Source organism: Empedobacter stercoris (genome assembly GCF_025244765.1).
GTDB classification, from domain to species: Bacteria; Bacteroidota; Bacteroidia; order Flavobacteriales; family Weeksellaceae; genus Empedobacter; species Empedobacter stercoris.
In genome coordinates this window covers 210,894-236,497 of the sequence record NZ_CP104209.1, presented here as the reverse complement: position 1 = coordinate 236,497, position 25,604 = coordinate 210,894, and the positions used below count along the sequence as shown (strand labels likewise).

The following is a 25,604-nucleotide window of genomic DNA, read 5'->3' as shown; positions in this document are numbered from 1 at the left end:
ATTTTTAATTGTTCTTATAGTCGTAATCATTACCTTTATTCCAAAGTAGATGCTATGTGTTTTCATGTAAAAGTTACCAAAACAAAAGAACAGATTGAAAAGAAATCGAGGTTGAAATTCAAACCCGAGGTTACATTTACGCCAAATCCTCATTTCAAAGGTTTTGATCATCCAAAGTTGCCTGTTATCACCAATCAACAAGATTTTATTCATTTGTTGGAATGGGGTTTAATTCCGCATTGGGCTGGAAATGATTTTAATTCGAATAACACCTTAAACGCACGTATTGAAACTATAGATGAAAAACCATCTTTTCGAGATGCTTACACCAATCGTTGTGTGATATTGGTTGATGGTTTTTATGAATGGCGACACGAAGGCAAAGACAAAATCAAATATGATATCGGAATCAACAATAATTTGATGTGTTTAGCAGGATTGTATTCAGATAACACGTTTACGATTGTTACGACTGAAGCTGTCGGCATTATGGATTATATCCACAATACAAAACATCGAATGCCTGTTGTATTTAATGATGGTGAAAACTTAATGAATTGGCTTAATTGTAAACCTATTGTACCATTTACAGATTTCAGCTACCAGCGTGAAGATGGTCAAGTGAGTTTATTTGGATAATTCGGATTTTATATGTCGAAATAAGATTTTTCGGACATCCTTATTATCTTGTTTTTGTTCAATAAATGATTTCATTTCGTCTAGATTATCAAGTAAATGATCGCAATAGCCAAAACCTTTGTAAACTCCTTTTTCAATTAATACAATACCTTTTTCATTTTCAGTTCTTCCAACCAATTCAAATAAAAAGTCCTTTTTAGGTAAATGCACTGTTTTCAAAAATTGACGAACTCTTTTGTTGTAAAGTTTCACATCTTCCTTATTTACACAAGCTCCATTACATTCTTCTAAACTATATTGAAAACAACTTGATTTGGTTTTATATAAACCATTTACTTTTTGACAAAGCTTATATTTATCTGTAATGTAAAATAAATAATCTTTTGCTTCATTTTGTGATGTAAATGAAATGATTTCGTTCCCAGAGTTATCAATTTTCTTCACAATTAATGCATGATAACCATCCGAATTTATTTCTTTATATAATGCGTAAAAGAACTTAATCTTGCGTTGAGCTCGATTAAATATTGGCAGATTTTGTTTGATTAATTCAGATTCTCTCAACAAAGCAATCAATTCATTTCCTGTATTTTCAAATTGTATAGAATGCGTAAAATGCTGAAGTTTAATTTCCTTTTTATCAAGTGATTTGAAATGCTGAATCAATCGTTTTCTAATGTCAATACTTTTTCCAATGTAGATAATATCTTGCTTGTCGTTGTATAAATAATACACGCCACAAATATTTTTTGGAACTTGGTCAACCAACATTTTCAATCTATCATTCAGTACCATGGCACAAATTTACTGAATCAATTTCTAATTATTATTTTTTAACACTTTTCCGCGACACCTTGTAGCGCTTTATTTGCTCAACTTTGTAACATGATGTATGCTTTAGTTGACTGCAATAATTTTTATGCTTCGTGCGAACGAGTATTCAATCCGACGCTGAATGGAAAGCCAGTTGTGGTACTTTCTAACAATGATGGTTGTGTGATTGCACGCAGTAATGAAGCAAAAGATTTAGGAATTCCAATGGGTGCTCCTGCTTTTGAATACGAGAATAATTTTAGATTAAATAAAATCAATGTTTTCTCTTCAAATTATGCTTTGTATGCGGATATGAGTAATCGTGTGATGACTATTCTGAAATCCTATTGCCCTGATATTGAAATTTATTCGATTGATGAATCTTTTCTTCTTTTCAAAGGCTTTGATAACTATGATTTGGTGAAATGTGCACAAGAAATTAAACAAAAAATATATACCATTACCAAAATTCCAGTTTGTATTGGTATTGCTCCTACAAAGGCTTTAGCTAAAGTAGCAAATCGAATTGCGAAGAAATTTCCGAAACATCATAACGGCGTTTATATGATTGATTCGAAAGAGAAAATAAACAAAGCTTTAAAATGGTTAAAATGTGAGGATATTTGGGGAATTGGACGACGTTTAGCTAAACGTTTATCTTATATCGGATGTCGTAATGCATATGATTTCACCTTGCTTGAAGATGAATACATCAAACGAAATTTCTCCATCGTCGAATTGCGTTTGAAAAAAGAATTATTAGGCGAAAGCGTTTTAAAATTAGATGAAGTTCAACGCAAAAAATCAATTGCCACAACTCGAAGTTTTGAGAAAACAATCAATGATTATGAAAATCTGAAAGAGCGTGTTTCTACTTTTGCTGTTTCTTGTGCCGAAAAGCTTAGAAAAGAACAATCAAAATGCAACATTATTACTGTTTTTGTGATGACCAATCGTTTTGATGAAAAGCAATCATTTGTTTCAAACTCATTAAGTACAACCTTAGATTTTGATTCGAATTCGAGTATCGTTTTGTCAAAAACAGCTTTATTTTTATTGGATAAATTGGTTCCTGCAGAAGGCAAAGTTCCTGATTATAAAAAAGCTGGCGTTATCGTTTCCGCTATTACGCCCGATAATCAAGCACAGATGAATTTATTTCATACAGAATCTCCAAAACATAAAGCGTTGATGAGTGTGATGGATCAATTAAATGCAAATTATGGCGATCATATGCTTAAATTAGCTTCTCAAGATATACATAGAAAATGGAAAATGAAGCAAGAACGATTGTCACCTTGCTACACAACAAGATTTACAGATATTTTAAATGTTTATTAAATGGTACATTTTATTCAAGTTCCGAAATTCTCAGAAGAGTTAATCAATATCCCTATCAAAACAGATGGTGAAAAACGATTTGTTCAATTTTTTGGTGATGTTTCAGCAGGTTTCCCCTCTCCTGCTGCTGATTTTGTACAAAATAATATTAGTTTAGATGAAATTTTACTGAATCATCCCGAAGCAACTTATCTTAATCGTGTGGGTGGCGAAAGTATGTATCCTGAATATCTGAAAGGTGATTTACTTATCATTCGATCTGATATCGAACCCAGACATCATGATGATATTGTGGTATCGGTCAACAATTCCGAATACACGTTCAAACGTTATGATGACATCAACAAACAATTGATTTCTCTAAATCCGAAATACAAAAATTGTATTCAATTACAAGATGAAGATGTTGTCATTATTTTGGGTGTGGTTACCGATTTGGTGAGGCATAAGAGGAATTAAAAAAAACTATAAACTATTTTGATAATTTATATATAATCAATAATTTTATATCATAATTCAATCATCAAGAGTACATAAGGTACACCAACCGAGTTTAACAAACCACGGTGGTAAAGCGATGAGGGCTGTTCAGTCAAAATATTGTTACTCCCTTTATTCTTAATGATTGATACTGTTTAATAAATTAAAGTATCAAAACAATGGAAAATTTAACTGAAAAATTTGAAAAAAACTTGATTTCACTTTCAGATCAAGAAGTAATTAACTCCTTCAATAAAGAGGTGGGTAATACTGGATGGGTTGCTGCACGAGCTCACTTTCTAAAAGCACTAACTAATCAATTCGAATCAAGAGAAATTGACTATTCAATCATTAAAAATGAAAATACAATTTCTTTCGCGAAAAAGGTTTTACTAAAGGAAAAAAAATTACACTATTAAAAAACATGAGCCGATTAGCATAAATAATCGGCTCATTTTATAAATTTATAACAATTCGTAAAGCTTTACCTCTCCTCCATTTTTTTCTTCGTAACTATTCGCCCAAGTAAAATAATCATATTCAATTTCTGACCAACTATTAGCTTCATATTCGAACCCATAGTTTAGGTTTACTTGATTCAATTCAATCGAAACTTGCAACCGATCTTTGTCTTCAAAATCAATTGATTTATCAAACAGCGTATTGTTATTTAGTTTTTTTAGTACAAGTTCAACCAAATTATTTGGATTATACTTTTTAATAACATCATCTAACATTATTTCGCCGACAATTACAAGGTCTAACGCTTCATTGTAACGATACAAAACCCAGTAATTTTTTAATGATTGAACTTGATCGATTTCAAAATCAGAACAGGTACAAAACGTGACATCAGAATAAACTTGACACATCAATTTAAGTTTTGATAAATATACTTTTTTATTTCAAAAGCTTCTATCCTATTCTATCTCTTTGTTATACATTTATTATCCAAACGACTTATTTTGACGTTGTGAATATTTATGTTTGTTATTATCATTACAAATAGGCTTAATAGGAAGTAATTATCTTTTGTTATGATTTTATTAGCAGTAAAACGATTAGTATATTTACAACTTTAGTACAGAATAACAATATGGCGAAGAAAGTACAAACCAAAAGTACAGAAGAAATCCTGTGGGATGCAGCAAATAAATTACGTGGTTCGATAGAACCTTCAGAATATAAACACGTGGTATTGAGTTTAATCTTCTTGAAATTTGCAAGTGATAAATTCATCAAACGCAGAGAAGAATTGATTGCAGAAGGTAAAGAAGCCTTCTTAGAAATACCAGAATTTTATCAGGCAGAAAATGTATTCTATTTGCCTGAAGAATCGCGATGGGATTACATTATTGAAAACGCCAAACAAGAAGATATTACGCTTAAAGTAGATACGGCACTTAAAACCATAGAGCGTACCAACAAATCATTGGAAGGTGCATTACCTGATAATTATTTCTCTCGATTGGGATTAGATCAATCTAAGTTTTCGGCTTTGTTGGATACCATCAACAACATCGATACGCTTCGTGATGAAGCTCAAGATATTGTGGGACGTGTGTACGAATATTTCTTGAGCAAATTTGCCATTGCCGAAGGAAAGGGAAAAGGAGAATTCTATACCCCAAAGTCGATTGTAAACTTGATTGCCGAAATGATTGAACCCTACAAAGGAAAAATCTATGACCCTTCTTGTGGTTCGGGTGGTATGTTTGTACAATCGTTGAAGTTTATTGAGAAACATCAAGGAAACAAAAAAGATATTTCCATCTACGGACAAGAATTAACGAATACAACGTTTAAACTGGCAAAAATGAACTTAGCCATTCGTGGGATTTCTGCCAATTTAGGAAACAAAGCAGCCGATACGTTTGGTGACGATCAGCACAAAGAATTGAAAGCCGATTACATCATGGCAAATCCGCCCTTCAATTTAAAAGATTGGCGCGCTGAAAACGAATTAACAGACGATCCGCGTTGGACGGGTTACGAAGTTCCTCCAAAATCCAATGCCAACTATGCGTGGATTTTGAATATGATTTCGAAATTGTCGCAAAACGGTGTCGCTGGTTTTATCTTAGCCAATGGCGCCCTTTCGGGTGGTGGTGAAGAATACAAAATCCGTAAACAAATTATTGAAAACGACTTGGTTGAAGCGATTGTGATTTTACCAAGAGCGATGTTTTACTCTACAGATATTTCGGTAACACTTTGGATTTTGAACCGTAATAAAACAGAACGCACCGTAGAAGTAAACGATGGGGTGAAAAACTATCGTAACCGTGAAGGTGAAGTCTTGTTTATGGATTTACGCCAAAAAGGAGAACCGTTTGAAAAGAAATTCATTCAGTTTTCGGAACAAGATATTGAGCAAATAGCCGCAACGTATCATAACTGGCAACAAAAAGAGGTTGAAACCACTTACGCGAATGAACCTGAATATTGTTACAGTGCTTCTTTAGAAGAAATTCGTAAAAAAGATTATTCGTTAGTACCAAGTAAATACATTGCGTTTGTCAACCGTGACGAAAACATCGATTACGATTCCCAAATGCAGTCGTTGCAAACCGAATTGAAAGACTTGTTTCAGCAAGAAGAAGTCTTGAAACAAGAAGTAGCAAACGTATTTAAATCGTTGGGCTATGAGTTATAAAAAGTTGGGTGATTATATTCAACAAGTAAATAATCGTAACAGAGATTTACAAGTTGATACATTGCTTGGTGTAAGTATTACAAAAAAACTGATTCCATCCATTGCAAATACGGTTGGAACGGATATGTCTACATATAAAATTATTGAAAAAGGACAATTCGCATACGGAACCATTACATCAAGAAATGGAGATAAAATATCTATTGCTTTAGCTGATGAATATGAAAAGGCTTTAGTTTCTCAAATCTATATTGTTTTTGAAGTAGTTAATACAAACGAATTACTACCTGAATATCTGATGATGTGGTTTTCTCGACCAGAGTTTGACCGATATGCTCGTTATCATTCGCATGGAAGCACAAGAGAATCTTTTGATTGGGAAGATTTATGTGAAGTAGAATTACCTATTCCATCCATCGAAAAACAACGCGAAATTGTAGCCCAATACCAAGCGGTAGCAAACAAAATAAAAGTCAACGAACAAATCTGCGAAAAGTTAGAAGCAACGGCTCAAACGTTATACAAGCATTGGTTTGTGGATTTTGAATTCCCTAATGAAGAAGGGAAACCTTATAAATCTTCGGGAGGGAAAATGGTTTTTAATGAGGAATTGGAAAAAGAAATTCCGGAGGGATGGGAGGTTGTAAAAGTAAAAGACTTTTGTGATGAAATGAAAAACGGAGCTACTCCTAGTAGAGATAACTTAGATTATTGGAATTCAAGAGATATTCCTTGGTTAAAAACAGGTGAAATATCAAACAATGTAGTATTAGATTCAGAAGAATACATTTCAAAGGAAGGGTTTAAAAATAGTTCTACTAAAATAATTCCGTCTGATTCAGTTTTAATGGCAATGTATGGTGCAACAGCTGGTCAGTTAGCGTATTTAAAAAAGGAAGTAACAACTAATCAAGCCTGTTGTGCTATGATAAGTAAAGATAAGAATAAAATGTCTTTTTTATATTATGCTTTATTAAATCAGCAAAATCATATTGTTACACTTGCTAATGGTGGAGCACAAGCAAATTTAAGTAAACAAATTATTGAAGAATTAGACTTGATATTACCACAAGATATGGATAAAATTCCACTAGAAAAATTTTCATATCTAATTGAAGAAAAAGCTATAAAAACACAAGAAAACCAAAAACTCACTCAGCTTCAATCGTTGTTGTTAAGTAGGTTGGCGAGGTTGGAGGGGTAAAGGAAAACTAAACTACTAATAACTAAAGGAAACGCTATAAATTATGGAAAGTAAAACTGAAGAGGAAATAAACTATTCATTTATAAAAAACCAACCATTAGGTGAAGATCTTTTTGAAAACAAATCTCAGGAAAAAATTGCAAAAGTAATTAGTGATAAAATTATAAATGATCCTAATTTCAAAATCATAGGTATTGATGGTGAATGGGGAGCTGGAAAAAGTAATTTAGTTAGATTAATAGAAAAAAAATTAGATAGTTCTCATAAGTTCTTTGTTTATGATGTTTGGGGACATCAAGAAGATGAACAAAGAAAGGCTATTCTTGTTGAATTAACTGAGTTTATAAAAAATGAAACGGACTTATTAAAAAAAGACAATCAAACATCATGGGATAATAAATTAAAAGGTCTTTTAGCTAAATCAAAAGAAACAACAACAATAAATCAACCTTATTTAAGTGTTGGTTTCATATTTAGTTTACTATCAATTGTATACATTCCAACAGTAAATGTATTTAAAGATTCAATTAAAAATTTCTTTGAAATTGAGTCTTGGTTTTGGAAATTAGTGCTAGTAGCTTTCCCTATATTTATTGTAATTGGTATTTATTTGTGGAATGTAATAAAATATTGTTGTGGTAAAAAGGGATTTTTGAAGTCTTTTAAATTAGCTGCAGAAGAAACATTCCAAGTTTATACTAACAAACAGAAAGAAGAAACAAAAATAGAAACTGTCTCTGAAGAACAGCCATCAGTAAGAGATTTTCAAAATTGGATGGAAGATATAGATAATGATTTAAATAAACCTATCGTTATCGTTTTTGACAATTTTGATCGATTGCCTAAAAAACATATACTAAGTATTTGGTCATCGATACATATTTTTTTCGCTGAGAAAAACTATTCAAATATTAAAGTCATTATACCTTTTGATAGAGAACACGTGCAAAATGCTTTTAAAGAATTAAATGGAGATGATAAAAAATTCGGAGATGACTATATAAATAAAACATTTGATATCGTATTTAGAATTACTTTACCAATTATGTCTGACTGGAAAAAGTTTTTTGAAGAACAATGGAAAAAAGCATTTAAAAATTATGATGAGGAAGAATATAGGTTGGTAGTTCAGGTTTATGAATTTTTAAATAGAAGAATTACTCCTAGAGAGATAATTTCATTAATAAATGAAATTTTAACAATAAAACTTTTAGACAATAATTTTAAAGAAAGGTATATAGCAATATTCGTACTTAAAAAAGATGAAATTTTAAAAGATCCGCTTAAAGCTGTAACTGACTTTAAAGATATTTTGAAAGGTTTAACATCTATTTATGCTAACGATCCTAATTATGCAAAACAATTAACAGCAATAATATATCATATCAATGTTGAAGATGCTTTAGAATTAATTTATAGACAAGAATTAAAAGATTCTCTCATAAAGAATGATAGCGAACGATTTAATTCTATTTGTGAATCAGATTTTATTGATTCCATTTTTATTTCGGCTATATCTGAAATAGAAGTTTTTGAAAATCCAATTATAACTTTGGTTTCACTTAGAGACGATTCAAAGGTGTCATCACAACATATAAAACAAGTTTGGGAGATATTTTACAATAAGGTAATTCAATCAGAAGCTCCGGTCAATACATTGAAAATTTCTGAATGGCAAATTGCATTGATTAAGAACAGTGCCAATAATAGATATCTGTCTAATTTGTTAGAAGGCTATTTTAAGTTAATTGATGACTCTAATATTGAGCATTATATTGACCTAATTGATGAATTAATAATAGATTTTGGAGAAGAAAAAATCTCAGGTCTCTTATTTAATAGAAATATATCAGATAAAAATTACATAAAATCAATTGAATATTGTGGTTCTTCATTCAAAAAATACAAATTATCTACTGATTATAAATTACTTGATCAATATCTTTCTAATTTAACTATTGATGATATTTTAAAATTTAGAAATATTAAATTTTTACCGAAAAATTATGAATTTAAAAAATTACACGAATTATTAAAAGCAAGTTTAAATAAATTTATAGATCAAAATAATATAGGATCAGCAAATGATACATTAATAAAGCTAAAGGAAAGTTCAAATCTATACGGAGATTTTAAAAATATCCTAGATGATAGTAAAATTTATAATTTATACGCTAACAACCCATCATCACAACTACCTATTATAGATGATTTAATAGCAATGAGAATAGCTAAAGGTAATAGCTTTAATGCCTCTTATGCATATTATTTTACAGATATGCTTAATATAGAGGATGAAAAAAGAGCTGATGCGGTTGCAAATACTATTTTGAATTATATCAATTATGGGGATTTACTTCTGTCTTCTAATCATTTTAAAACTTATCCACTTTTTAAACAAATTATTTTATTAATGTTTAAAAAGTCTGATTTGCGCAAGTCGGCTAATATTATTTCTTTAATCGAAAAGTATTCAGAAATCAAACATAACCTAGAAATTAAAGATTATTCTTTAATTAAAGAATTGAATAAATGGGAATTAGATAAAGATAAATTAGATGTCAATAAATTAAATGATGAGTTTATCAATGACTGCCTTCATAATATTTCATTGAGAATTTCGAAAGATTTCTTAGAAGTTTTTAATAATGAATTTAAAATATTAGATAAAGAAGGATATGAAACTGTTTTTAATGATGGTAGTGATATTCATTTTAAATACTTCAGTAATATAGAATTAGAAAATCATACTCAAGAATCACTAACTGTATTTGAAAATAAACTAATTGAAAAATTAATATCTACAAATGACATTAATAAACAGTGGTGGAATATTTTAGATATATATGAATCTAATAATTACAATATATCTATAGTTAATACTTTTAAGAATATTTTAGATAAAATTTTAACATCTAAAATTGATTTAAAAGTTGAATATGCTAATATATTATTACCATACTTTATTAAATATAATCTTTTGGATAAACACAGTGATATTTTTAGACTTCTTATTAAAAATGACTTCTTATCAAATTCAAAATTTCTTCAATTATTGATTTCAAATTCTGACTATATTAAAACTCTTTATTCAAAAGCTATTAAATCCGATAAGGATAATTTTAGAAATTTATTGAATGAGAAACGAGAAGATAATACAGAATTTGAAACTTTAGCAAAAGTATTAGATATCAGAAAAAGTAAAAGTAAATCTGAATAAGATTAAGATGAAATACACCGAATCACAATTAGAGCAAGCTTTTATTAACCTTCTTGAAACAGAAGGTTATCACTATATTAACGGAAAAGAATTAACAAGAATATCCAACCAAGAAGTGCTGTTGAAAGATGATTTACGTCTTTTTCTTTTCAAAAGCTATCCTGATTTAGAAGAAGTAGAAGCTGAAACGCTAATTAATGAATTAGCTTATCAGTCCACTTCTACCTTATACGAATCAAATAAATCAATATGTAAACTCTTAGCTGATGGTTTAATTTTTAAACGAAATAATCCCAGCAAAAAAGACTTGCATATTCGCTATATTGATATCAATATTGTCGAGAACAATACATTCAAAATCATCAACCAATTGGAGATACAAGGATCAGAATTACGTATTCCTGATTTGATTTTATATATCAATGGTATTCCAATTGTTGTTTTTGAATTTAAGACAGCTATCGAAGAAGAAATAACTATTCACGATGCCTACAAACAATTAACGACTCGTTATCGTCGTGATATTCCTGAATTAATGAAATACAATGTATTTTGTGTAATCAGCGATGGCGTAAATAATAAATCAGGTACAATCTTCTCGCCTTACGAATTTTTCTATGGTTGGAATAAAATAACAGGAGACGAAAAGAAAGCGTTATCAGGGATTGAAACGACAACTTCTATAGTACACGGTATGCTAAACCAAAAGCGTTTGGTAGATATTATCCATCATTTTGTTTTGTTTCCTGATACATCCAAACATGAGTTAAAAGTTTTGTGCCGTTATCCGCAATATTATGCAGCCAATAAATTGTATCAGAACATTAAAGCTCATCGTAAACCAGAAGGTGACGGAAAAGGTGGAACTTATTTTGGAGCAACAGGCTGTGGGAAAAGTTATACGATGTTATACCTTTCTCGCTTGTTAATGCGTTCTACTGATTTTGCTAGTCCTACGATTATTATTATTTCTGATCGTACAGATTTGGACGATCAGTTATCCAAAGATTTCACCAATGCAAAGAAATTTATTGGCGATGAAAATATTATTAATATTGAATCAAGAGCGGATTTAAGAGACCGCTTGCGTGGAATTGAAAGCGGTGGAGTTTATTTAACAACCGTTCAAAAGTTTGCCGAAGATGCAGAAATTCTATCCAATCGTACCAACATTATTTGTATCTCGGATGAAGCCCATCGTTCGCAAGTCAATTTGGATTTAAAAGTTAAAATTGATGATGAAAAAGGAGTTACAAAATCTTATGGTTTTGCCAAATATTTACACGATTCTTTACCAAATGCAACTTATGTTGGTTTTACAGGGACGCCTATTGATAAGACTTTAGAGGTTTTTGGAGATGTGGTCGATCAATACACCATGTTCGAATCGGTTAATGATGAAATTACAGTTCGTTTGGTCTATGAAGGTCGAGCTGCAAAAGTGAATTTAGACTACAATAAAGTTCAAGAAATCGAGAACTATTATGAAAATGCAGTAGCTGAAGGTGCATCGGAATATCATGTAGAAGCCAGCCAAAAAGCTATTGCCAATATGGAAGTGGTTTTAGGCGATACCGATCGTATAAAAGCCATTGCAAAGGATTTTATCGAACATTATGAAAATCGTTTAGAAGAAAATGCAACCGTTGCAGGAAAAGTAATGTTTGTATGTGCTTCTCGCGGAATTGCCTATAAATTATATCAAGCTATTTTAGCTTTACGTCCTGAATGGGGAGAAATAATACAGTCTGAAGGTTTAAATGAAAAAGAACAAAAGGAAATAAAACCGATAGAGCGTGTAAAAATGATTATGACACGCAACAAAGACGATGAAAAGGAATTGTGGGATTTATTAGGCAATAAAGAAGATCGTAAAGAATTAGATCGACAATTCAAACAAATCAAATCCAATTTCAAAATTGCGATTGTGGTGGATATGTGGTTAACAGGATTTGATGTACCGTTTTTAGATACTATTTACATTGACAAACCTTTACAAACCCATAATTTAATTCAAACGATTTCTCGTGTCAATCGCAAATACCAAGGAAAAGATCGTGGTTTGGTAGTCGATTATATTGGTATTAAAAAGAACTTAAACAAAGCTTTAGGCATGTTTAATAATCAAACGGCTGATGATGATTTTGAAGATTTAAGCCAAGCCGAAACTATTGTTCGCGATCAAATCGATTTATTGCGTCAGTTTTTCCATCAATTTGATACGACTTTGTATTTTCACGGCAATCCTGTTGAGCGATTAAACTGTTTGAATAAAGCATCTGAATTGGTTTTGCAAACCGAAGATTCTGAAAAGTTTTTTGTAAATATCACAAAAAAACTGAAATCAGCTTATAATTTGGTTAGCGGATCTGAATTATTTACAACAAAAGAAGTGGATGAGATTCATTTCTATTTTGCCGTAAAATCAATTGTGGTAAAATTGACAAAAGGTGAAGCGCCTGATACCGCTCAAATGAATGCTAAAGTGGCTAAGTTGGTAGAAGAAGCCATCATATCGGAAGGCGTTGAAGAAATCTTTAAACTAGACGATAATAAAGCTAATGCGATTGATTTATTCAACGATAAATTCATTGAGAAAATCTCAAATTTAGAACTGCCGAACACCAAAATTAAAATATTAGAACGTTTATTAAAGCAAACTATTACCGATTTTAAAAAGGTAAATAAAGTAAAAGGTCAGGATTTTTCGGAGCGTTTACAATCGATTATCAATCGTTATAATGAACGTAGTGAAGGGGATATCTTGGATTATGAAGGTATTCAATTTGATACTGCCGAACAAATGTTGGATTTAATAATCAAACTTCGTGTTGAAATGGATTCGTTCCAAGATTTAGGTATTGATTATGAAGAAAAAGCCTTTTACGACATCTTGGATATGATCTGTAAACAATATGGTTTTGAATTCGACAATGACAAAATGCTGGAATTAGCTCGTGAAATAAAAATAATTGTAGAAAATACAGCTAAATATCCTGATTGGAGCGATAGAGATGATATCAAAGCGCAATTAAAAATGGATATTATTATCAAACTTCATGAGTTTGGATATCCACCTATCACGCAGGAAGATGTTTACAAAAATGTATTAGAACAAGCGGAGAATTTTAAGAAAAATAGGTAAAAATGGAACAGAAAAAATTACTTGAGATTTCAGATGAATTATTGGATTTACTTCTTGATTTTAAGAAAGATCATCCAGATTTTACTTTTTCACTAAGAGAAAGAGATAGCCCGCAAGCAAAAGATGTAAAACGATTAGAAAAAGGTCAATGGTTTCAAGGTTCAAACTATATTTATGTACCACTTTTCAGAAAAGGGGATAATGCGCGTAAAATAAAAACAATTGGATTTGTTGTAGGTTCAAATAAAGAAGGAGAACAGACTAATTATATCGAAGTTTCATTTAAAAAAGGAGATTTTACAAACGAAGAAATTAGTTTCCATAAAGAACTCTCCGAAATTTTCGACATAAAGCTAAATAACGAAAATGTTGGATATTTTCAATTCGACGATCCTAAAAACTATATTGAAAATCTTGGCTTTTACTTAAACGAGTTTAGAACTACTGCTTTTGAGTTATTAAAATCATATAAATTAGAAGATCGATTTTTAATCACAGAAGATAATTTTCAAAAAAGATTAAAGAAGATTTATGAAATTAAGAAAGTTTTAGGTGATCCTAGTTATAGTGTAAACAATCTAAATACAATTATTAAAGAATCTGAAGAAAAAATAATGAAACAGCCTCTCAACCAAATCCTTTACGGACCTCCTGGTACTGGTAAAACGTATAATACAATTAATAAAGCGATTGAAATTGCGAATCCAAAATTTAAAGCAAACGAAGAGTTGGATGAAAAAGCTATTAGAAACGCTTTTAAAGAAGAATATAAAAGATTGGTAAACGGAGGACAAATCTTATTTACTACTTTTCACCAAAGTATGACGTATGAAGATTTTATTGAAGGTATAAAGCCTGAAACAAAAGATAACAACGTTATTTATAACATTAAAAATGGGATTTTTAAAGAAATTGCAAATAAATCTCTTGACAATTGGAAAAGTGCTACATCAGGCAAAACCAAAATAAAACCGTTTGATAAAGTATTTCAATTATTAAAAGATGAATGGGAAGAAAATCCTTCCATGTATTTTGAAATGAAAAGACAAGGCTATGATTTTCAAATTCTTGGGTTTTCAGATAGTTCTATTAATTTTCTTAAATCAAGTGGTACCAGTAATCATACATTAAGTATTGATACTCTTAGAGATTTATATTACGGGACAAGAGAATTTAAAAGCTCTGGAATTGGTATTTACTATCCTTCTATCGTAGATAAATTAAAATCATATGATGCTGATTTAAAAAAAGAATCAGTTACTAATGAAAAGAAAAATTATGTTCTTATCATCGACGAAATCAACCGAGGAAATGTTTCGCAAATTTTTGGTGAATTAATAACGTTGATTGAAGAAGATAAACGCTTAGGAAATGATGAAGAGTTAGAAGTTACTTTACCATATAGTAAAGAGAAATTTGGAGTTCCTTCTAATCTACATATTATCGGGACGATGAATACCGCCGATCGTAGTGTTGAAGCTTTAGATACTGCTTTGAGAAGACGTTTTGTGTTCGAAGAAATGCTTCCAAAATACGAATTGGAAGAACTTCAACAAAATCTGTATGGTTTTTCCGCATCTGATATTTTGAAAACAATCAATCTACGTATTGAAAAATTACTGGATCGAGATCACCAAATTGGTCATGCATATTTCATCCATAAAAATGAAATAACAATTATTGATTCATTCTATAAAAATATAATCCCATTATTGCAAGAATATTTCTTTGGAGATTATGGCAAAATTGGATTGGTATTAGGGAAAGGATTTATTCAGGAAGATAGCGATTTTAAAAATAATAAAATTGAAACTTCATTTTTTGCTAGTTTTAATTATGATAATGCTGAAGATTTCGAAAACAGAATATCTTATAGAGTATTAGGCTTAAATGATAAGGACTTTGATTTCGAAAATGCGATCAAATTATTAATGAATAAGAAATGATTGTGATAAAAGAAAATCGTATTACTGTTTTCGAACATGATAAGCTTTTCTTTAATCTGAAAAATGACAAAGAAAAACAACTTCATGATGCTTTAGAGCTCTATCACGGAAATTATACACCATTTTTTAAACTCATTAGAAATGGTGTGCAATTCAATGAAAATGTTGGGGTTATTCAAATAGGGAAAATAACCATTGAAGTTTTGCCCAAAGTCGATAAATCAGGTGAAGAAAAATGGCGTAATTTATTGATTGGAATGATCAAAACGGTATGGGGATTTGATGTAAAATCAACAGGTTGTAGTTCATTAAAACTAAAATCAAACTCTATGTTAGAGCTTTATTTTGAATTATTTATTTCTGAGGTTGAATATTTATTGCACAGAGGTCTAATCAAAAGATACCGAAAGAATGAAGGAAATCAAACTTCATTAAAGGGAGCTTTACAATTTTCAAAGCATATTTCGCAGAATTTGGTTCACAAAGAACAATTTTATGTAAAATATACGCAATATTCTAATGAACATACGATTCATGAGATTCTTTTTAAAACAATAAAATTATTAGCTAATCTTAATTCAAACCCACAATTGAAAGGAAGAATTGGATCATTATCTCTTAATTTCCCTGAAATGGGAGAGATAAAAGTAAATGAATCTACTTTTAATAAAATTGTATTAGATCGAAAAAACCAACACTACCAAACGGCTTTAGAAATCGCCAAATTATTATTGTTAAATTATCATCCTGACGTTTCTAAAGGGAGAAACGATGTATTGGCTTTAATGTTTGATATGAATAGTTTGTGGGAACAGTTTATTTTAGTGACTTTAAAAAGAAAACTAAAAACACATAATGTAACTTCTCAAGTGACCAAGAGTTTTTGGAAACCTGATTCTGGTTACTCATCCAAAATGCGTCCTGATATCATTCTAAAATGCAAAGAAAATCATCAAATTTTTGTTTTAGATACAAAATGGAAAAATCTAAATGGTTATAACCCTTCACCTGAAGATTTGCGACAAATGTATGTGTATCACAGATTTTATCAAGCTAAAAAAGTTGCTCTTGTATATCCTTCAGATCAACATTCAATTCAAAAAGGAAATTATTTCAGTTCAGAAAATCATTTAGAAATGTCTGATAAAGAATGTAGTATTATGCAAATTGCAACGGCTTCAGATATTAAAGTTTGGCAAGAGGAAATTGTAAATCGAATTAAAATATTATTAGATTAATCTAATTTTTTGTCACAAAAATCAACAAAATTTGTGACAATTATTACAGTATAAATATGACAGAAAAATCTAAAAATCAAATAGAAACAAAAATTTCAAAATCACCTTTTGGCGAAATAATTTTTTGAGTTTACAATATTCAAAATTTTAAAATCCATAACTTAAAATGTCCGTTATTTCATACAATTTAATATGTTTTGCATGTAATAACGGACATTTAATATTTGAACATTAATTACTTCTTAAATACCTTATAAATTAACTAATTGATCTAATTGTTTCTGAATTTCTTCATTTTTTATTTTACGATGCGATGCATTGTACACACATTTTCCATCTTTTATAATAAGGATTTGCGGTGATTCGTGCTGAACATTGTATCGTCGTTCAATCTCATTAGAGAGTGGTCTAAACGCTAATAAATCTAAATAATTCAGTTCAAAGTCGCTTTCTTTTACAATATCCCAAATAATATCACATAATCCACAAGTTGTGCTGTGTTTATAAATAATTTTTGGTTGATTAAAAGATGCTTGATCAATTTGATCTAAGTGATCTAAAGTTGTAATATTTATTTTTTTCATTTTTATTTCTATTATTTCACTTATAAAATTACGTCGAAAAGAAGGAATAACCTACTCTATTTTCCTTATATGATAAATTATAAAAAATGCGCTAAGGAAATCTTCTTGTTCATTTTTTTTACTCTGTAACTATTCTTAATTTCTTCAATCGATGCTGATAACTTTGCAAATAATTACGTTTTAACTTTTCTGATAAGTACGATTTATCAATCAAATCTTGTACTTTATCTTCTTTGGATGTTAAATTTTGAATGACTTTTATAATTGATTTTTCTGTCATTTCAGCTTTCTCTCCTAAAATAAATAATTGGTCTATTATTTTACCTTTTGAGATTGATTTTGGTAATAATCCTTCTTTTAATGCAAAATCTGCATCGTCAATATGAATTTTGGTATTCAATAAATCATAAGCTGGACTTAGTTTAAAATCGCCTTGCTGAGTTTCTATTAAAGAAAAATTCTTTAAATGAGCATCTCCATTTGAAAACAGGTAATTGAATACGATTAATGTATATAGCTTAGGTGCTTCTACTTTCCAAGCTGGTACATATTTTTTCAAGGCATCAAACAATTCTAAGTAATTACCTTCGTACTTGTATTGTTCTCCATCTGTCGCAGGTGATTTCCCTAATAAAGAAGCGAAATCCTCTACTGCTAATTTATTTCCATATCCATCATAATCAAATCGTTTAGTAAAGTATGCTGGACTTCCATCTTTAAAAAAAACTAACGCATTTTCTGCTGTTTCAATTTTAAAAATTTGTTTAGCAATTTGCATCGTCAAATGTTCGTTAGCTGGTGCAAATTCACTGTTTTTAGGTAAATCAGAAATCGGTTTCAGTATATATTGACCGCTTTCCTTTTCATTCGTTAATCGTAATTCATTTCCATCAAGAATTAAAGAATATTTCTCTTGAAATCCCGAAATAGAAATATGTGTTTGATTTTGGTTAAAACTACTTTTATCCTTACGATCAGTTGGCGAAGTATAATTTAAAAATGGACTTACCTTTTTACCATTAAACATTTTCTTTAGAACAACAGGACTGTACGCATTAAAATTTTCTTTTAAAGAACCTGGGCAATTATTTAATTCTATTTTCATGTTACATTCTTTCTATTGTTACTGCACCCACTGTATCTACTTTAGATGCTTGTAGTAAAATACCAAAAGCATCATCTTCGTCGATCTTGAACGTTTTACAAATCATTCGTTTATTTACACCTTCAGGTAATAGATGATAGAAAAAAGGAAATAATGATTCTGATTCGAATTCAATTTGATTTTTAGGCAATGTTAAACTTATAGAAGGTTTAGAATCATCCGATAACCAATCTTGAATATAGCTAAAATGAAAGCTACCATTATCTAATTGAGATAATATGCCTGCTTTTTTGCCTTTGTATAGGATATTTGCTACTCTCATTATTCAATCGTTTTAACTTCTAATTTCAACTCTAATCCCAATGCATCACACAACTTTTGAAGCGTTTCTAAAGTTGGATTACCTTTACCACTTTCAAATTGTTTTAATGTACGTAAACCTACACCCGAAATATCTGCTAAAGTTTCTTGTGATATCGCTAAAACTTTACGTCGTTCTTTTATTTGTTCAATTAACAATAGTGTCATATAAAGCACTTTTAATGTAAATTTAGAAAGAAATTTGATACAAAACAAGAAAAGTGCAACTAATTGCACTTTTTGAAGAATATTTTAGGTTTGATATGTAAGAATCAATAAATAGTGCAATATATTACACTTAATAAATCTTAATTTGAAAACAGAACAAAATAATGGGGAGGTTAGATGGATTTGAAAAAGCTAACCCAAGCTATATTTGTAAACTTATACACTTTAAAAGACAGTGCATTTTTAAAGAAATAGGCCAAAAAAACGTGAAAGATGAATTCATAAATCTAATACATTCTACTGTGCTACAATTAAATAATGTAGTCATTCAAAAAACAATTAAAGTACACCCCTAGGTTTACAAGATGATCTTTTCAAACTAGCAGCAGATGATGAATTTGGGCGAAAATTACAAGATATAGAATTACTATATTTACATTTTTAAAATTAAATTTTGTCACAAATTTTCACTAAATTTGTGACATAAAATTAACCAAAAACAAAATGAAATCAGCTAAAAATCAAATAGAAACAAAGATTTCAAAATCATCTTTTGGCAAAATATTTTTTTTAGCTGATTTTTCAAAATATGGCTCTTCAGATAACATCCGTAAAGTACTTTCTCGTTTAGAAAAAGAAGGTTTAGTTGAGCGTTTAGCTCAAGGTATTTATCTTAAACCTAAAAAAGATCCGTTGTTAGGTACTATTTATCCCACAACTGAAGAAATAGCGAAACAAATCGCACAACGAGATAAGGCACGTATTTCTCCCTCAGGAGTTTTGGCTTTATATTTATTAGGATTAACAACTCAGGTTCCTTTAAAAGCTGTATATCTAACTGATGGATCACAACGCGAAATAAAAATAGGGAATCGTACCATTCAATTCAAAAAAACAGTTCCTAAAAGCTTTGTCATTAAAGATGAATTATTACACTTAATTGTTCAGGCTTTTAAAGAAATAGGTCAAAAAAACGTGACAGATGAATTCTTAATTCAAATACAACCTAACGTGCAACAATTAAATAATGAAGTGGTTCAAAAACAATTAAAGTACGCTCCTGTTTGGATTCAAAAACAAATTATTAATATCATTAAAGAGCAAAACAAATCAAGAATTATTTAATCAGTAATATTAAATTGTAATAATTAAGATTGATTCTTTTATCGGATATTGCTAATATTTCGTTAAAATATTAATACTTTTTGTACACCAATAGTACACCACACTCCCCTACACTATTGATAAATAAAGGCTTTTATACTTTCTGCATCGGGAAGTAACACTTATTAAAAATTATGTTATGTCGTACTTCATGACTTCGTAGACTTTAAATATAATTATTTTAGTTTAGATTTTAGTATTTCATAAGGTGTTTATCCTTTAAATGAAAAATGTGGTCTATTGAAATTATAAAATTTTTCCCATTGTTCTAATTTTTGATTTAGATCGACATCATCAGTATAGCTTAAAAGTTGATAAAACTCTTTTTTATCAGTTAAATGAGATCGTTCAACTTTCCCATTTAACTGAGGCGTTCCTACTTTTATAAATCGGTGTCTCATTCCTAAATCTTGAACATGCCAATGAAATTTTGATTGAAATTCATGTCCGTTATCTGTTTGAATTGTATTAATTCTGAAAGGAAATTTATCTACAACATAATTTATGAAATCAATTGAACTTAATTGATTGTGCTTTTCATAGATTTTAAGCGCTCTAATTCGTGTAGCATCATCAATTGCTGTATATTGAAATCTCTTGATTTTATGGCCATTTGCATCTTGAAAAATTAGAAATTTAACATCAACCTGTACATGATGACCTGGTGTTTCTTTTTCATATCGAATACTATGCATAGCTCTTCTAGTTGCCTTTCTGTCTAATCGACCTACATTATTGCGTTTTAGAATACGATAAACACTTGATTCTGATATTAAAATATCATGATAACGTTCTAAATACCATTTAATTCGCCAAGTCCCTAATTTATGTTCTTTTCGAAGTTCTAATACTTTATTTACAATTTCTTGCTTGATTTGATTGGGAAATGTACGAGGAGTTGGTTTTTTTCTAAGTAAACCTTCTTCTCCATGTTCATCATATGCCTTTTTCCATTTATAAAATGTACTCTTTTTCACGCCAAAAAATTTATATGCTATAGAGTTATTTCCATATTCTTTGGCATATTTTAGAACTTGTAGTTTTTTACTATAAGTTAAATAAGCTGCTATTTCTTTTGTCTTTTTAATCATCATAAAGCTATATTAGTTTTTTACTAATTTAGTCTACGAGGATATGACGTACCCACAATGATTTACATCAAAATTCTGTTTGGATTGATTATCAACATTATTGTTTTGATCAAAAACTAAAACAACCTTCTACATAAGTTGGTATTTTTACTTTTCTAAAATTAAGCCAAGCATAGCAAAGTCCTCCTAAACCAGCAATTGCCAAACTAGAAACAATTGTTTTATTTACTTTTCCCATCTTCTACTCTTTTTTATGTTCGATATTTAACAAAAACTCAATCAAATCCATATTCAACTGTTCTTTATGAGTTATATTCAATCCATGCGGCGCATCGTCATACACAATGTAAGTCGATTTCGCGATCAATTTTGCAGCTTGATCTCCAGCTGTTTTAATTGGTACAGTTTGATCCTCTTTTCCATGAATAATTAATGTTGGAACATCTATCATTTTACATTCAGCTCTAAAATCTGTGTCCATCCAAGAGCGTGCAGCTCTCAAAGTTGCAATAGGTGAAGCATGCGAAGCAACCGAAAAATCAAAATCTAATTGTTCTTTGCTTACAGATTTTTTTAACAAGCCATGATTATAAAAACCTTTATGAAAACCTTCTAAAAATTCTAAACGATTTGTTTCAAGTTGATGAACAATCTGATCTAAGTCTTTTTGTGGAACGCCGTATTCGTTATCATCAGTTTGTTTTACGAGTGGAATAATTGAACTGATCAATGCTATTTTCGAAATATTACTGTTTCCATAATTGGTAATATAACGCACAACTTCTCCTCCACCCATCGAAAAACCTACTAACACAACATTTTCCAATTGTAAATCATCAATCAAGGCATGTAAATCTTCAGCCAATGCATCATAATCGTAACGATCCCATGTCGCACAAGATTTTCCAAAACCTTTTCGATCATAGGCAATACAACGAAAACCAGCTTCTACAATTTTAGGAATTTGATATTCCCACGATTGTAAACTAAGCGGCCAACCATGAATCAAAATAACGGGTTGAGCAAGTTTATTACCGTAATCGATATAATTTAGTTTATAATCTTTTCGTTTTAATTTAGCCATAATAATATTTTTAAGTGGTTTATAAATAATAATCTAACTGATAGATTATGATCATATTCATCACAATCATTAAGCCAATTATGAAATATTAGCGATTTCTGTAATAAAAAAGTCAACAATCAAAATTTGGCTTGATTTTTTAGGTAACTAAATTTCAACTTAAACAAGTTCGCAACTATGGATTTACATTCTGGATTACCTTATTGGATTGTTAAAAACGAATTTTTTGATTTATATCATCCTCTTCGAAATGATTTTAAAATAGATGTTGCTATAATTGGCTCCGGCATTACAGGAGCTTTAGTTGCGCACGAATTATGTGAAGCAGGTATAGAATGTGCTCTTATCGATAAACGAACAATTTCTACAGGAAGTTCTGCAGCAAGTACTGCTCAATTACAATATGAAATTGATACCCCGTTAAGTAAATTAGTAAATATTGTTCCCGAAAAAATTGCTATTGATGCTTATTTTAATTGCTTGGATTCTATTACAGTTATAGAAAATATATTCAAAAAAACTAATATTGATGCTGATTTTACACGTGTTCCTACAGTTTTATTAGCGAGTAATCAGCAAGGTGTGAAATTGTTAGATGAAGAATATACAATAAGAACAGAAGTCGGTTTGCCTGTCAAGTATTTAGATGCTAAGCAATTGAAAACTTACCAAAATATTGACGGAATTGCAGCATTGCAAAATGATACTTCTGCTCAGATGGATGCATATAAAGGCGCTATCAATTTATTAAAGTATCATCAAGAAAAACATCAATTACAGATTTTTACCCATACAAAAGTGGAAAAAATAGACGAAAATAAGAACAATTGCGAACTATTGACCGAGCATGGACATACTATTTCGTGCAAATATGTAATTGTTGCTACTGGTTTTGAAGCAGGTCAATTTCTACCTAAAAAAGTAATGAATTTATTATCTACTTACGCAATTTGTTCGGCTCCCATTGATAAAAAAATGGTTTGGCCAAATCGTAGCTTAATATGGGAAACAGCAGAACCATATCTTTATATGCGAACAACAAAAGATAATCGATTGATAGTTGGTGGTGAAGATGAAGATTTTCAAAATCCTGATAAAAGAGATGATTTACTTCGAGCAAAAATTAGAACTCTTGAACGTAAATTTAGCAGATTATATCCAGAAATTGAATTTAATACTGAAATGGCTTGGTGCGGAACTTTTAGCTCTACAAATGATGGTTTACCTTATATGGGTCCTTGGAAAAAAGGTGACCGAACATTATTTGCATTAGGTTATGGGGGAAATGGGATTACTTTTTCGATGGTTGCAGCTCAAGTTTTAAAAAATATTATTCTTAACCAAAAAGATAGTCGCTTAGAAACTTTTGGTTTTGATCGACCAACTAAATAATTAAAAGTAAATTTCTATTCTTATTTTATAACTACATTCATAAAATTAGAAAGATTATTTGATTTAATTGGACGGCAAATACTAAATAAAATATTATTATGAAAAAGAAAACGAAACAAAATATAGCTCGTTATAGCCTAGGTGCTTTTTTAGTGGTAGCGGGTATTACACATTTAACAATTGCGAGAAAAGAGTTTAAAGCTCAAGTTCCTAATTGGGTGCCCTTAGATAAAGATGATACTGTTGTATATTCAGGAGTGGTAGAAATAGCACTTGGTAGTTCAATTATATTAGTATCGGACAAAAAGAAAGAACTTGTAGGTAAAGTTATTGCAGGATTTTTTGCTGCTGTATTCCCTGGAAATTGGGCACAATATAAAAATCATAGAAATGGATTTGGTCTAGATACGGATCAGAAGCGTTTAGCAAGACTATTTTTACAACCATTACTCATGCTTTGGGCAATCAAATCAACTCAAAAATAACCATATTCAATAGAGATCAATATATGAATACATCAATATTTTAGAAAATATTAATATGTAAATGATGTATTTGATTCGAAAATTCAACTTATTATTTATAAATAAAATCATCAAAATGAACACAACTAGAATTTCTAACACATTACAAAAAGCTCTAAATGATCAAATCACTTTAGAAGCCTTTTCTGCGCAAATGTATTTGATGCTTGCTTGCTGGGCAGACGAAAATCAATTAGATGGAATCAAAAATTTTATGATGAAACACTCACAGGAAGAGCGTGTACATATGGCTAAAGTTATGGAATACGTTCAAGAAAGAGGAGGAATTGTAAAAATCGAAGCTATACAAAAACCTGGTCCTGAACCAAAAAATGTATTAGAGTGTTTTCAAGCTGTTCTAAAACAAGAAATTGAAAATACAGAATCCATTTATAAAATTGTCAAAATGAGCATGGATGAAGAGGATTGGGCTACATGGAATTTCTTACAATGGTTGGTTGCTGAACAAAGAGAAGAAGAGAAATTAGCTTTAGACTTGCTAGATAAAGCTAAATTAGCTGGTGGTGCTAATATGTCTGATGCTGCAAAATTTGATTTGAATAAGACTATTGGTCAAACAGGACAGGAATTTCCTACTGCAGACCAAATCAACCCATTAGCAGAATAAATTAATTCTTGTAAAATCAAAAATCCCTTAATTTTAATAAAACTTAAGGGATTTTTGATTGCTAGAAAATAAAGAGAAAATATTAGGTATTTTCTTCATCACTGGATTATCAACCAAAGAAGGTAGCAACAAAATTATTTTTCCATCCAAATGCTTTTTGTCATCACGTAAATCTATTGTTTTGTACTCAGGTAATGTAACACCAACACTTTCGTAAGCCTCATTCAATTTTGCAATGGAATAATGGACATTTAACTCTCCAATACCCTCCAATGCTTTCATAATACGCTGCGATTTCCCTAAAGAATCCCCTATAAAGACCGAAGTTTTTCCTTTCGCTCTATTATGATCTACCCAATCACGTATGTTTTTTTCTTGTTCTGCCACAGAAAGCCAATTGTAAACAGGAAGACCGAAGGTACTTTCGGTAATGAATTCGTGGCATTTTACAGCTTCAAAAGCCGTAGAAAGCCCATCATCTTGCAATTTATAATCTCCAGAAATTACGCTTACATAACCTTTATACTCTATCCTAATTTGTGCTGAGCCGATTATGTGACCTGCAGAATGTAATGAAACTTTAACCCCATTTATAGTTAGTTGTTCGCCATAACCAATACTTTCGCATTCGATATTTCTACCAATTCTTGAAAATAAAATAGGTTTAGTGAAATGATGACACAAATATTTTTTCATTCCACTTCGGGCGTGATCGGCATGTCCATGCGTGATAACTGCTAAATCTACAGGTCGCCAAGGATCAATATAAAACTTCCCTGGAATGCAATAAATACCTTTGGATGTGAATTTTAGCAGTTTCAA

General features: G+C 30.2%; 24 protein-coding genes and 1 riboswitch. Of the genes, 14 read left to right on the top strand and 10 right to left on the bottom strand.

The window, feature by feature from the left end; all coding sequences use genetic code 11:
• The first annotated feature begins 54 nt into the window (after nt 1–54).
• The gene (locus tag NZD85_RS01125) at nt 55–639 is read left to right on the top strand and encodes an SOS response-associated peptidase (protein ID WP_260542855.1); all 585 of its coding nucleotides are present in this window, start codon (nt 55–57) and stop codon (nt 637–639) included.
• Here the strand turns inward: NZD85_RS01125 and NZD85_RS01120 are convergent.
• Nucleotides 628–1,434 (bottom strand): GIY-YIG nuclease family protein, encoded by an 807-nt coding sequence (locus NZD85_RS01120; RefSeq protein WP_260542853.1) that lies wholly within the window; start codon nt 1,432–1,434, stop codon nt 628–630. The genes NZD85_RS01125 and NZD85_RS01120 overlap by 12 nt on opposite strands.
• A 90-nt stretch (nt 1,435–1,524) precedes the next feature.
• On the opposite strand from NZD85_RS01120, the gene NZD85_RS01115 reads away from it, so the two are divergent.
• The 3 genes from NZD85_RS01115 to NZD85_RS01105 all read left to right on the top strand — a co-directional run bounded on the left by NZD85_RS01115 (nt 1,525) and on the right by NZD85_RS01105 (nt 3,692).
• Nucleotides 1,525–2,793 (top strand): Y-family DNA polymerase, encoded by a 1,269-nt coding sequence (locus NZD85_RS01115; RefSeq protein WP_317619458.1) that lies wholly within the window; start codon nt 1,525–1,527, stop codon nt 2,791–2,793.
• On the top strand, nt 2,794–3,252 hold the full coding sequence (locus NZD85_RS01110) for a LexA family protein (protein ID WP_260542851.1): 459 nt from the start codon (nt 2,794–2,796) through the stop codon (nt 3,250–3,252).
• Between the two features lie 56 nt (nt 3,253–3,308).
• A riboswitch (SAM-I-IV-variant riboswitch) is annotated at nt 3,309–3,403 on the top strand.
• 49 nt (nt 3,404–3,452) lie between these two features.
• The gene (locus NZD85_RS01105) at nt 3,453–3,692 is read left to right on the top strand and encodes a hypothetical protein (RefSeq protein ID WP_038330370.1); all 240 of its coding nucleotides are present in this window, start codon (nt 3,453–3,455) and stop codon (nt 3,690–3,692) included.
• A gap of 45 nt (nt 3,693–3,737) precedes the next feature.
• Here NZD85_RS01105 and NZD85_RS01100 read toward each other — a convergent pair whose 3' ends face one another.
• Nucleotides 3,738–4,145: a hypothetical protein gene (locus NZD85_RS01100; RefSeq protein ID WP_260542849.1), complete on the bottom strand. Its 408-nt coding sequence runs from the start codon at nt 4,143–4,145 to the stop codon at nt 3,738–3,740.
• A gap of 224 nt (nt 4,146–4,369) precedes the next feature.
• Between NZD85_RS01100 and NZD85_RS01095 the strand changes: the two genes are divergently transcribed.
• The 6 genes from NZD85_RS01095 to NZD85_RS01070 are packed head-to-tail and all read left to right on the top strand — an operon-like array spanning nt 4,370 to nt 16,682.
• Nucleotides 4,370–5,929: a type I restriction-modification system subunit M gene (locus tag NZD85_RS01095; protein ID WP_260542847.1), complete on the top strand. Its 1,560-nt coding sequence runs from the start codon at nt 4,370–4,372 to the stop codon at nt 5,927–5,929.
• The gene (locus NZD85_RS01090) at nt 5,919–7,133 is read left to right on the top strand and encodes a restriction endonuclease subunit S (RefSeq protein WP_260542845.1); all 1,215 of its coding nucleotides are present in this window, start codon (nt 5,919–5,921) and stop codon (nt 7,131–7,133) included. The genes NZD85_RS01095 and NZD85_RS01090 overlap by 11 nt, the downstream gene beginning before the upstream one ends.
• Before the next feature lie 43 nt (nt 7,134–7,176).
• Complete coding sequence (locus NZD85_RS01085) at nt 7,177–10,353, top strand: KAP family NTPase (RefSeq protein WP_260542844.1); 3,177 nt, start codon at nt 7,177–7,179, stop codon at nt 10,351–10,353.
• A 7-nt stretch (nt 10,354–10,360) separates the two neighbouring features.
• On the top strand, nt 10,361–13,498 hold the full coding sequence (locus NZD85_RS01080; RefSeq protein WP_260542843.1) for a type I restriction endonuclease subunit R: 3,138 nt from the start codon (nt 10,361–10,363) through the stop codon (nt 13,496–13,498).
• 2 nt (nt 13,499–13,500) lie between these two features.
• The gene (locus tag NZD85_RS01075) at nt 13,501–15,444 is read left to right on the top strand and encodes an McrB family protein (RefSeq protein ID WP_260542842.1); all 1,944 of its coding nucleotides are present in this window, start codon (nt 13,501–13,503) and stop codon (nt 15,442–15,444) included.
• A complete protein-coding gene (locus NZD85_RS01070) occupies nt 15,441–16,682 on the top strand; it encodes an McrC family protein (RefSeq protein WP_260542841.1) in 1,242 nt (413 codons plus the stop codon). The genes NZD85_RS01075 and NZD85_RS01070 overlap by 4 nt, the downstream gene beginning before the upstream one ends.
• A 251-nt stretch (nt 16,683–16,933) precedes the next feature.
• On the opposite strand, the gene ytxJ is transcribed toward NZD85_RS01070, so the two are convergent.
• The 4 genes from ytxJ to NZD85_RS01050 form a co-directional block, all read right to left on the bottom strand.
• Nucleotides 16,934–17,266 (bottom strand): bacillithiol system redox-active protein YtxJ, encoded by a 333-nt coding sequence (gene ytxJ / locus NZD85_RS01065; protein WP_260542840.1) that lies wholly within the window; start codon nt 17,264–17,266, stop codon nt 16,934–16,936.
• Between the two features lie 118 nt (nt 17,267–17,384).
• Nucleotides 17,385–18,371 (bottom strand): type II toxin-antitoxin system HipA family toxin, encoded by a 987-nt coding sequence (locus NZD85_RS01060; protein ID WP_260542838.1) that lies wholly within the window; start codon nt 18,369–18,371, stop codon nt 17,385–17,387.
• 1 nt (nt 18,372) lies between these two features.
• Nucleotides 18,373–18,693 carry a HipA N-terminal domain-containing protein gene (locus tag NZD85_RS01055; RefSeq protein ID WP_260542836.1) on the bottom strand — a complete coding sequence of 107 codons (321 nt, stop codon included), beginning with the start codon at nt 18,691–18,693 and terminating at the stop codon, nt 18,373–18,375.
• Nucleotides 18,693–18,899 (bottom strand): helix-turn-helix transcriptional regulator, encoded by a 207-nt coding sequence (locus NZD85_RS01050; protein WP_260542834.1) that lies wholly within the window; start codon nt 18,897–18,899, stop codon nt 18,693–18,695. Before NZD85_RS01050 ends, NZD85_RS01055 begins: the two co-directional genes overlap by 1 nt.
• Before the next feature lie 504 nt (nt 18,900–19,403).
• Between NZD85_RS01050 and NZD85_RS01045 the strand changes: the two genes are divergently transcribed.
• Complete coding sequence (locus NZD85_RS01045) at nt 19,404–20,024, top strand: DUF6088 family protein (protein WP_260542832.1); 621 nt, start codon at nt 19,404–19,406, stop codon at nt 20,022–20,024.
• Between the two features lie 251 nt (nt 20,025–20,275).
• Here the strand turns inward: NZD85_RS01045 and NZD85_RS01040 are convergent, their stop codons facing one another.
• From NZD85_RS01040 to NZD85_RS01030, 3 genes are all read right to left on the bottom strand, one after another.
• Nucleotides 20,276–21,154, bottom strand: coding sequence for an IS481 family transposase (locus tag NZD85_RS01040; RefSeq protein ID WP_260544523.1), 879 nt, complete (start codon nt 21,152–21,154; stop codon nt 20,276–20,278).
• 109 nt (nt 21,155–21,263) lie between these two features.
• Nucleotides 21,264–21,392 (bottom strand): hypothetical protein, encoded by a 129-nt coding sequence (locus NZD85_RS01035; protein ID WP_260392044.1) that lies wholly within the window; start codon nt 21,390–21,392, stop codon nt 21,264–21,266.
• Between the two features lie 3 nt (nt 21,393–21,395).
• Nucleotides 21,396–22,238 carry an alpha/beta fold hydrolase gene (locus NZD85_RS01030; RefSeq protein WP_260542830.1) on the bottom strand — a complete coding sequence of 281 codons (843 nt, stop codon included), beginning with the start codon at nt 22,236–22,238 and terminating at the stop codon, nt 21,396–21,398.
• 177 nt (nt 22,239–22,415) lie between these two features.
• Between NZD85_RS01030 and NZD85_RS01025 the strand changes: the two genes are divergently transcribed.
• From NZD85_RS01025 to NZD85_RS01015, 3 genes are all read left to right on the top strand, one after another.
• The gene (locus NZD85_RS01025; RefSeq protein WP_260542828.1) at nt 22,416–23,630 is read left to right on the top strand and encodes an NAD(P)/FAD-dependent oxidoreductase; all 1,215 of its coding nucleotides are present in this window, start codon (nt 22,416–22,418) and stop codon (nt 23,628–23,630) included.
• Between the two features lie 98 nt (nt 23,631–23,728).
• Nucleotides 23,729–24,115: a DoxX family protein gene (locus tag NZD85_RS01020; protein ID WP_260542826.1), complete on the top strand. Its 387-nt coding sequence runs from the start codon at nt 23,729–23,731 to the stop codon at nt 24,113–24,115.
• Nucleotides 24,116–24,230: 115 nt separating this feature from the next.
• Nucleotides 24,231–24,782 (top strand): ferritin, encoded by a 552-nt coding sequence (locus NZD85_RS01015; protein ID WP_125350637.1) that lies wholly within the window; start codon nt 24,231–24,233, stop codon nt 24,780–24,782.
• Nucleotides 24,783–24,815: 33 nt separating this feature from the next.
• On the opposite strand, the gene NZD85_RS01010 is transcribed toward NZD85_RS01015, so the two are convergent.
• The gene (locus NZD85_RS01010) at nt 24,816–25,604 is read right to left on the bottom strand and encodes a DNA ligase-associated DEXH box helicase (RefSeq protein WP_260542824.1); all 789 of its coding nucleotides are present in this window, start codon (nt 25,602–25,604) and stop codon (nt 24,816–24,818) included.

Bases quoted from the DNA above. Each gene is read 5' to 3' on its own strand.
- NZD85_RS01125 (WP_260542855.1), top strand. From the start codon at position 55: ATGTGTTTTCATGTAAAAGTTACCAAAACAAAAGAACAGATTGAAAAG.
- NZD85_RS01120 (WP_260542853.1), bottom strand. From the start codon at position 1,434: ATGGTACTGAATGATAGATTGAAAATGTTGGTTGACCAAGTTCCAAAA.
- NZD85_RS01115 (WP_317619458.1), top strand. From the start codon at position 1,525: ATGATGTATGCTTTAGTTGACTGCAATAATTTTTATGCTTCGTGCGAA.
- NZD85_RS01110 (WP_260542851.1), top strand. From the start codon at position 2,794: ATGGTACATTTTATTCAAGTTCCGAAATTCTCAGAAGAGTTAATCAAT.
- NZD85_RS01105 (WP_038330370.1), top strand. From the start codon at position 3,453: ATGGAAAATTTAACTGAAAAATTTGAAAAAAACTTGATTTCACTTTCA.
- NZD85_RS01100 (WP_260542849.1), bottom strand. From the start codon at position 4,145: ATGTGTCAAGTTTATTCTGATGTCACGTTTTGTACCTGTTCTGATTTT.
- NZD85_RS01095 (WP_260542847.1), top strand. From the start codon at position 4,370: ATGGCGAAGAAAGTACAAACCAAAAGTACAGAAGAAATCCTGTGGGAT.
- NZD85_RS01090 (WP_260542845.1), top strand. From the start codon at position 5,919: ATGAGTTATAAAAAGTTGGGTGATTATATTCAACAAGTAAATAATCGT.
- NZD85_RS01085 (WP_260542844.1), top strand. From the start codon at position 7,177: ATGGAAAGTAAAACTGAAGAGGAAATAAACTATTCATTTATAAAAAAC.
- NZD85_RS01080 (WP_260542843.1), top strand. From the start codon at position 10,361: ATGAAATACACCGAATCACAATTAGAGCAAGCTTTTATTAACCTTCTT.
- NZD85_RS01075 (WP_260542842.1), top strand. From the start codon at position 13,501: ATGGAACAGAAAAAATTACTTGAGATTTCAGATGAATTATTGGATTTA.
- NZD85_RS01070 (WP_260542841.1), top strand. From the start codon at position 15,441: ATGATTGTGATAAAAGAAAATCGTATTACTGTTTTCGAACATGATAAG.
- ytxJ (WP_260542840.1), bottom strand. From the start codon at position 17,266: ATGAAAAAAATAAATATTACAACTTTAGATCACTTAGATCAAATTGAT.
- NZD85_RS01060 (WP_260542838.1), bottom strand. From the start codon at position 18,371: ATGAAAATAGAATTAAATAATTGCCCAGGTTCTTTAAAAGAAAATTTT.
- NZD85_RS01055 (WP_260542836.1), bottom strand. From the start codon at position 18,693: ATGAGAGTAGCAAATATCCTATACAAAGGCAAAAAAGCAGGCATATTA.
- NZD85_RS01050 (WP_260542834.1), bottom strand. From the start codon at position 18,899: ATGACACTATTGTTAATTGAACAAATAAAAGAACGACGTAAAGTTTTA.
- NZD85_RS01045 (WP_260542832.1), top strand. From the start codon at position 19,404: ATGAAATCAGCTAAAAATCAAATAGAAACAAAGATTTCAAAATCATCT.
- NZD85_RS01040 (WP_260544523.1), bottom strand. From the start codon at position 21,154: ATGATTAAAAAGACAAAAGAAATAGCAGCTTATTTAACTTATAGTAAA.
- NZD85_RS01035 (WP_260392044.1), bottom strand. From the start codon at position 21,392: ATGGGAAAAGTAAATAAAACAATTGTTTCTAGTTTGGCAATTGCTGGT.
- NZD85_RS01030 (WP_260542830.1), bottom strand. From the start codon at position 22,238: ATGGCTAAATTAAAACGAAAAGATTATAAACTAAATTATATCGATTAC.
- NZD85_RS01025 (WP_260542828.1), top strand. From the start codon at position 22,416: ATGGATTTACATTCTGGATTACCTTATTGGATTGTTAAAAACGAATTT.
- NZD85_RS01020 (WP_260542826.1), top strand. From the start codon at position 23,729: ATGAAAAAGAAAACGAAACAAAATATAGCTCGTTATAGCCTAGGTGCT.
- NZD85_RS01015 (WP_125350637.1), top strand. From the start codon at position 24,231: ATGAACACAACTAGAATTTCTAACACATTACAAAAAGCTCTAAATGAT.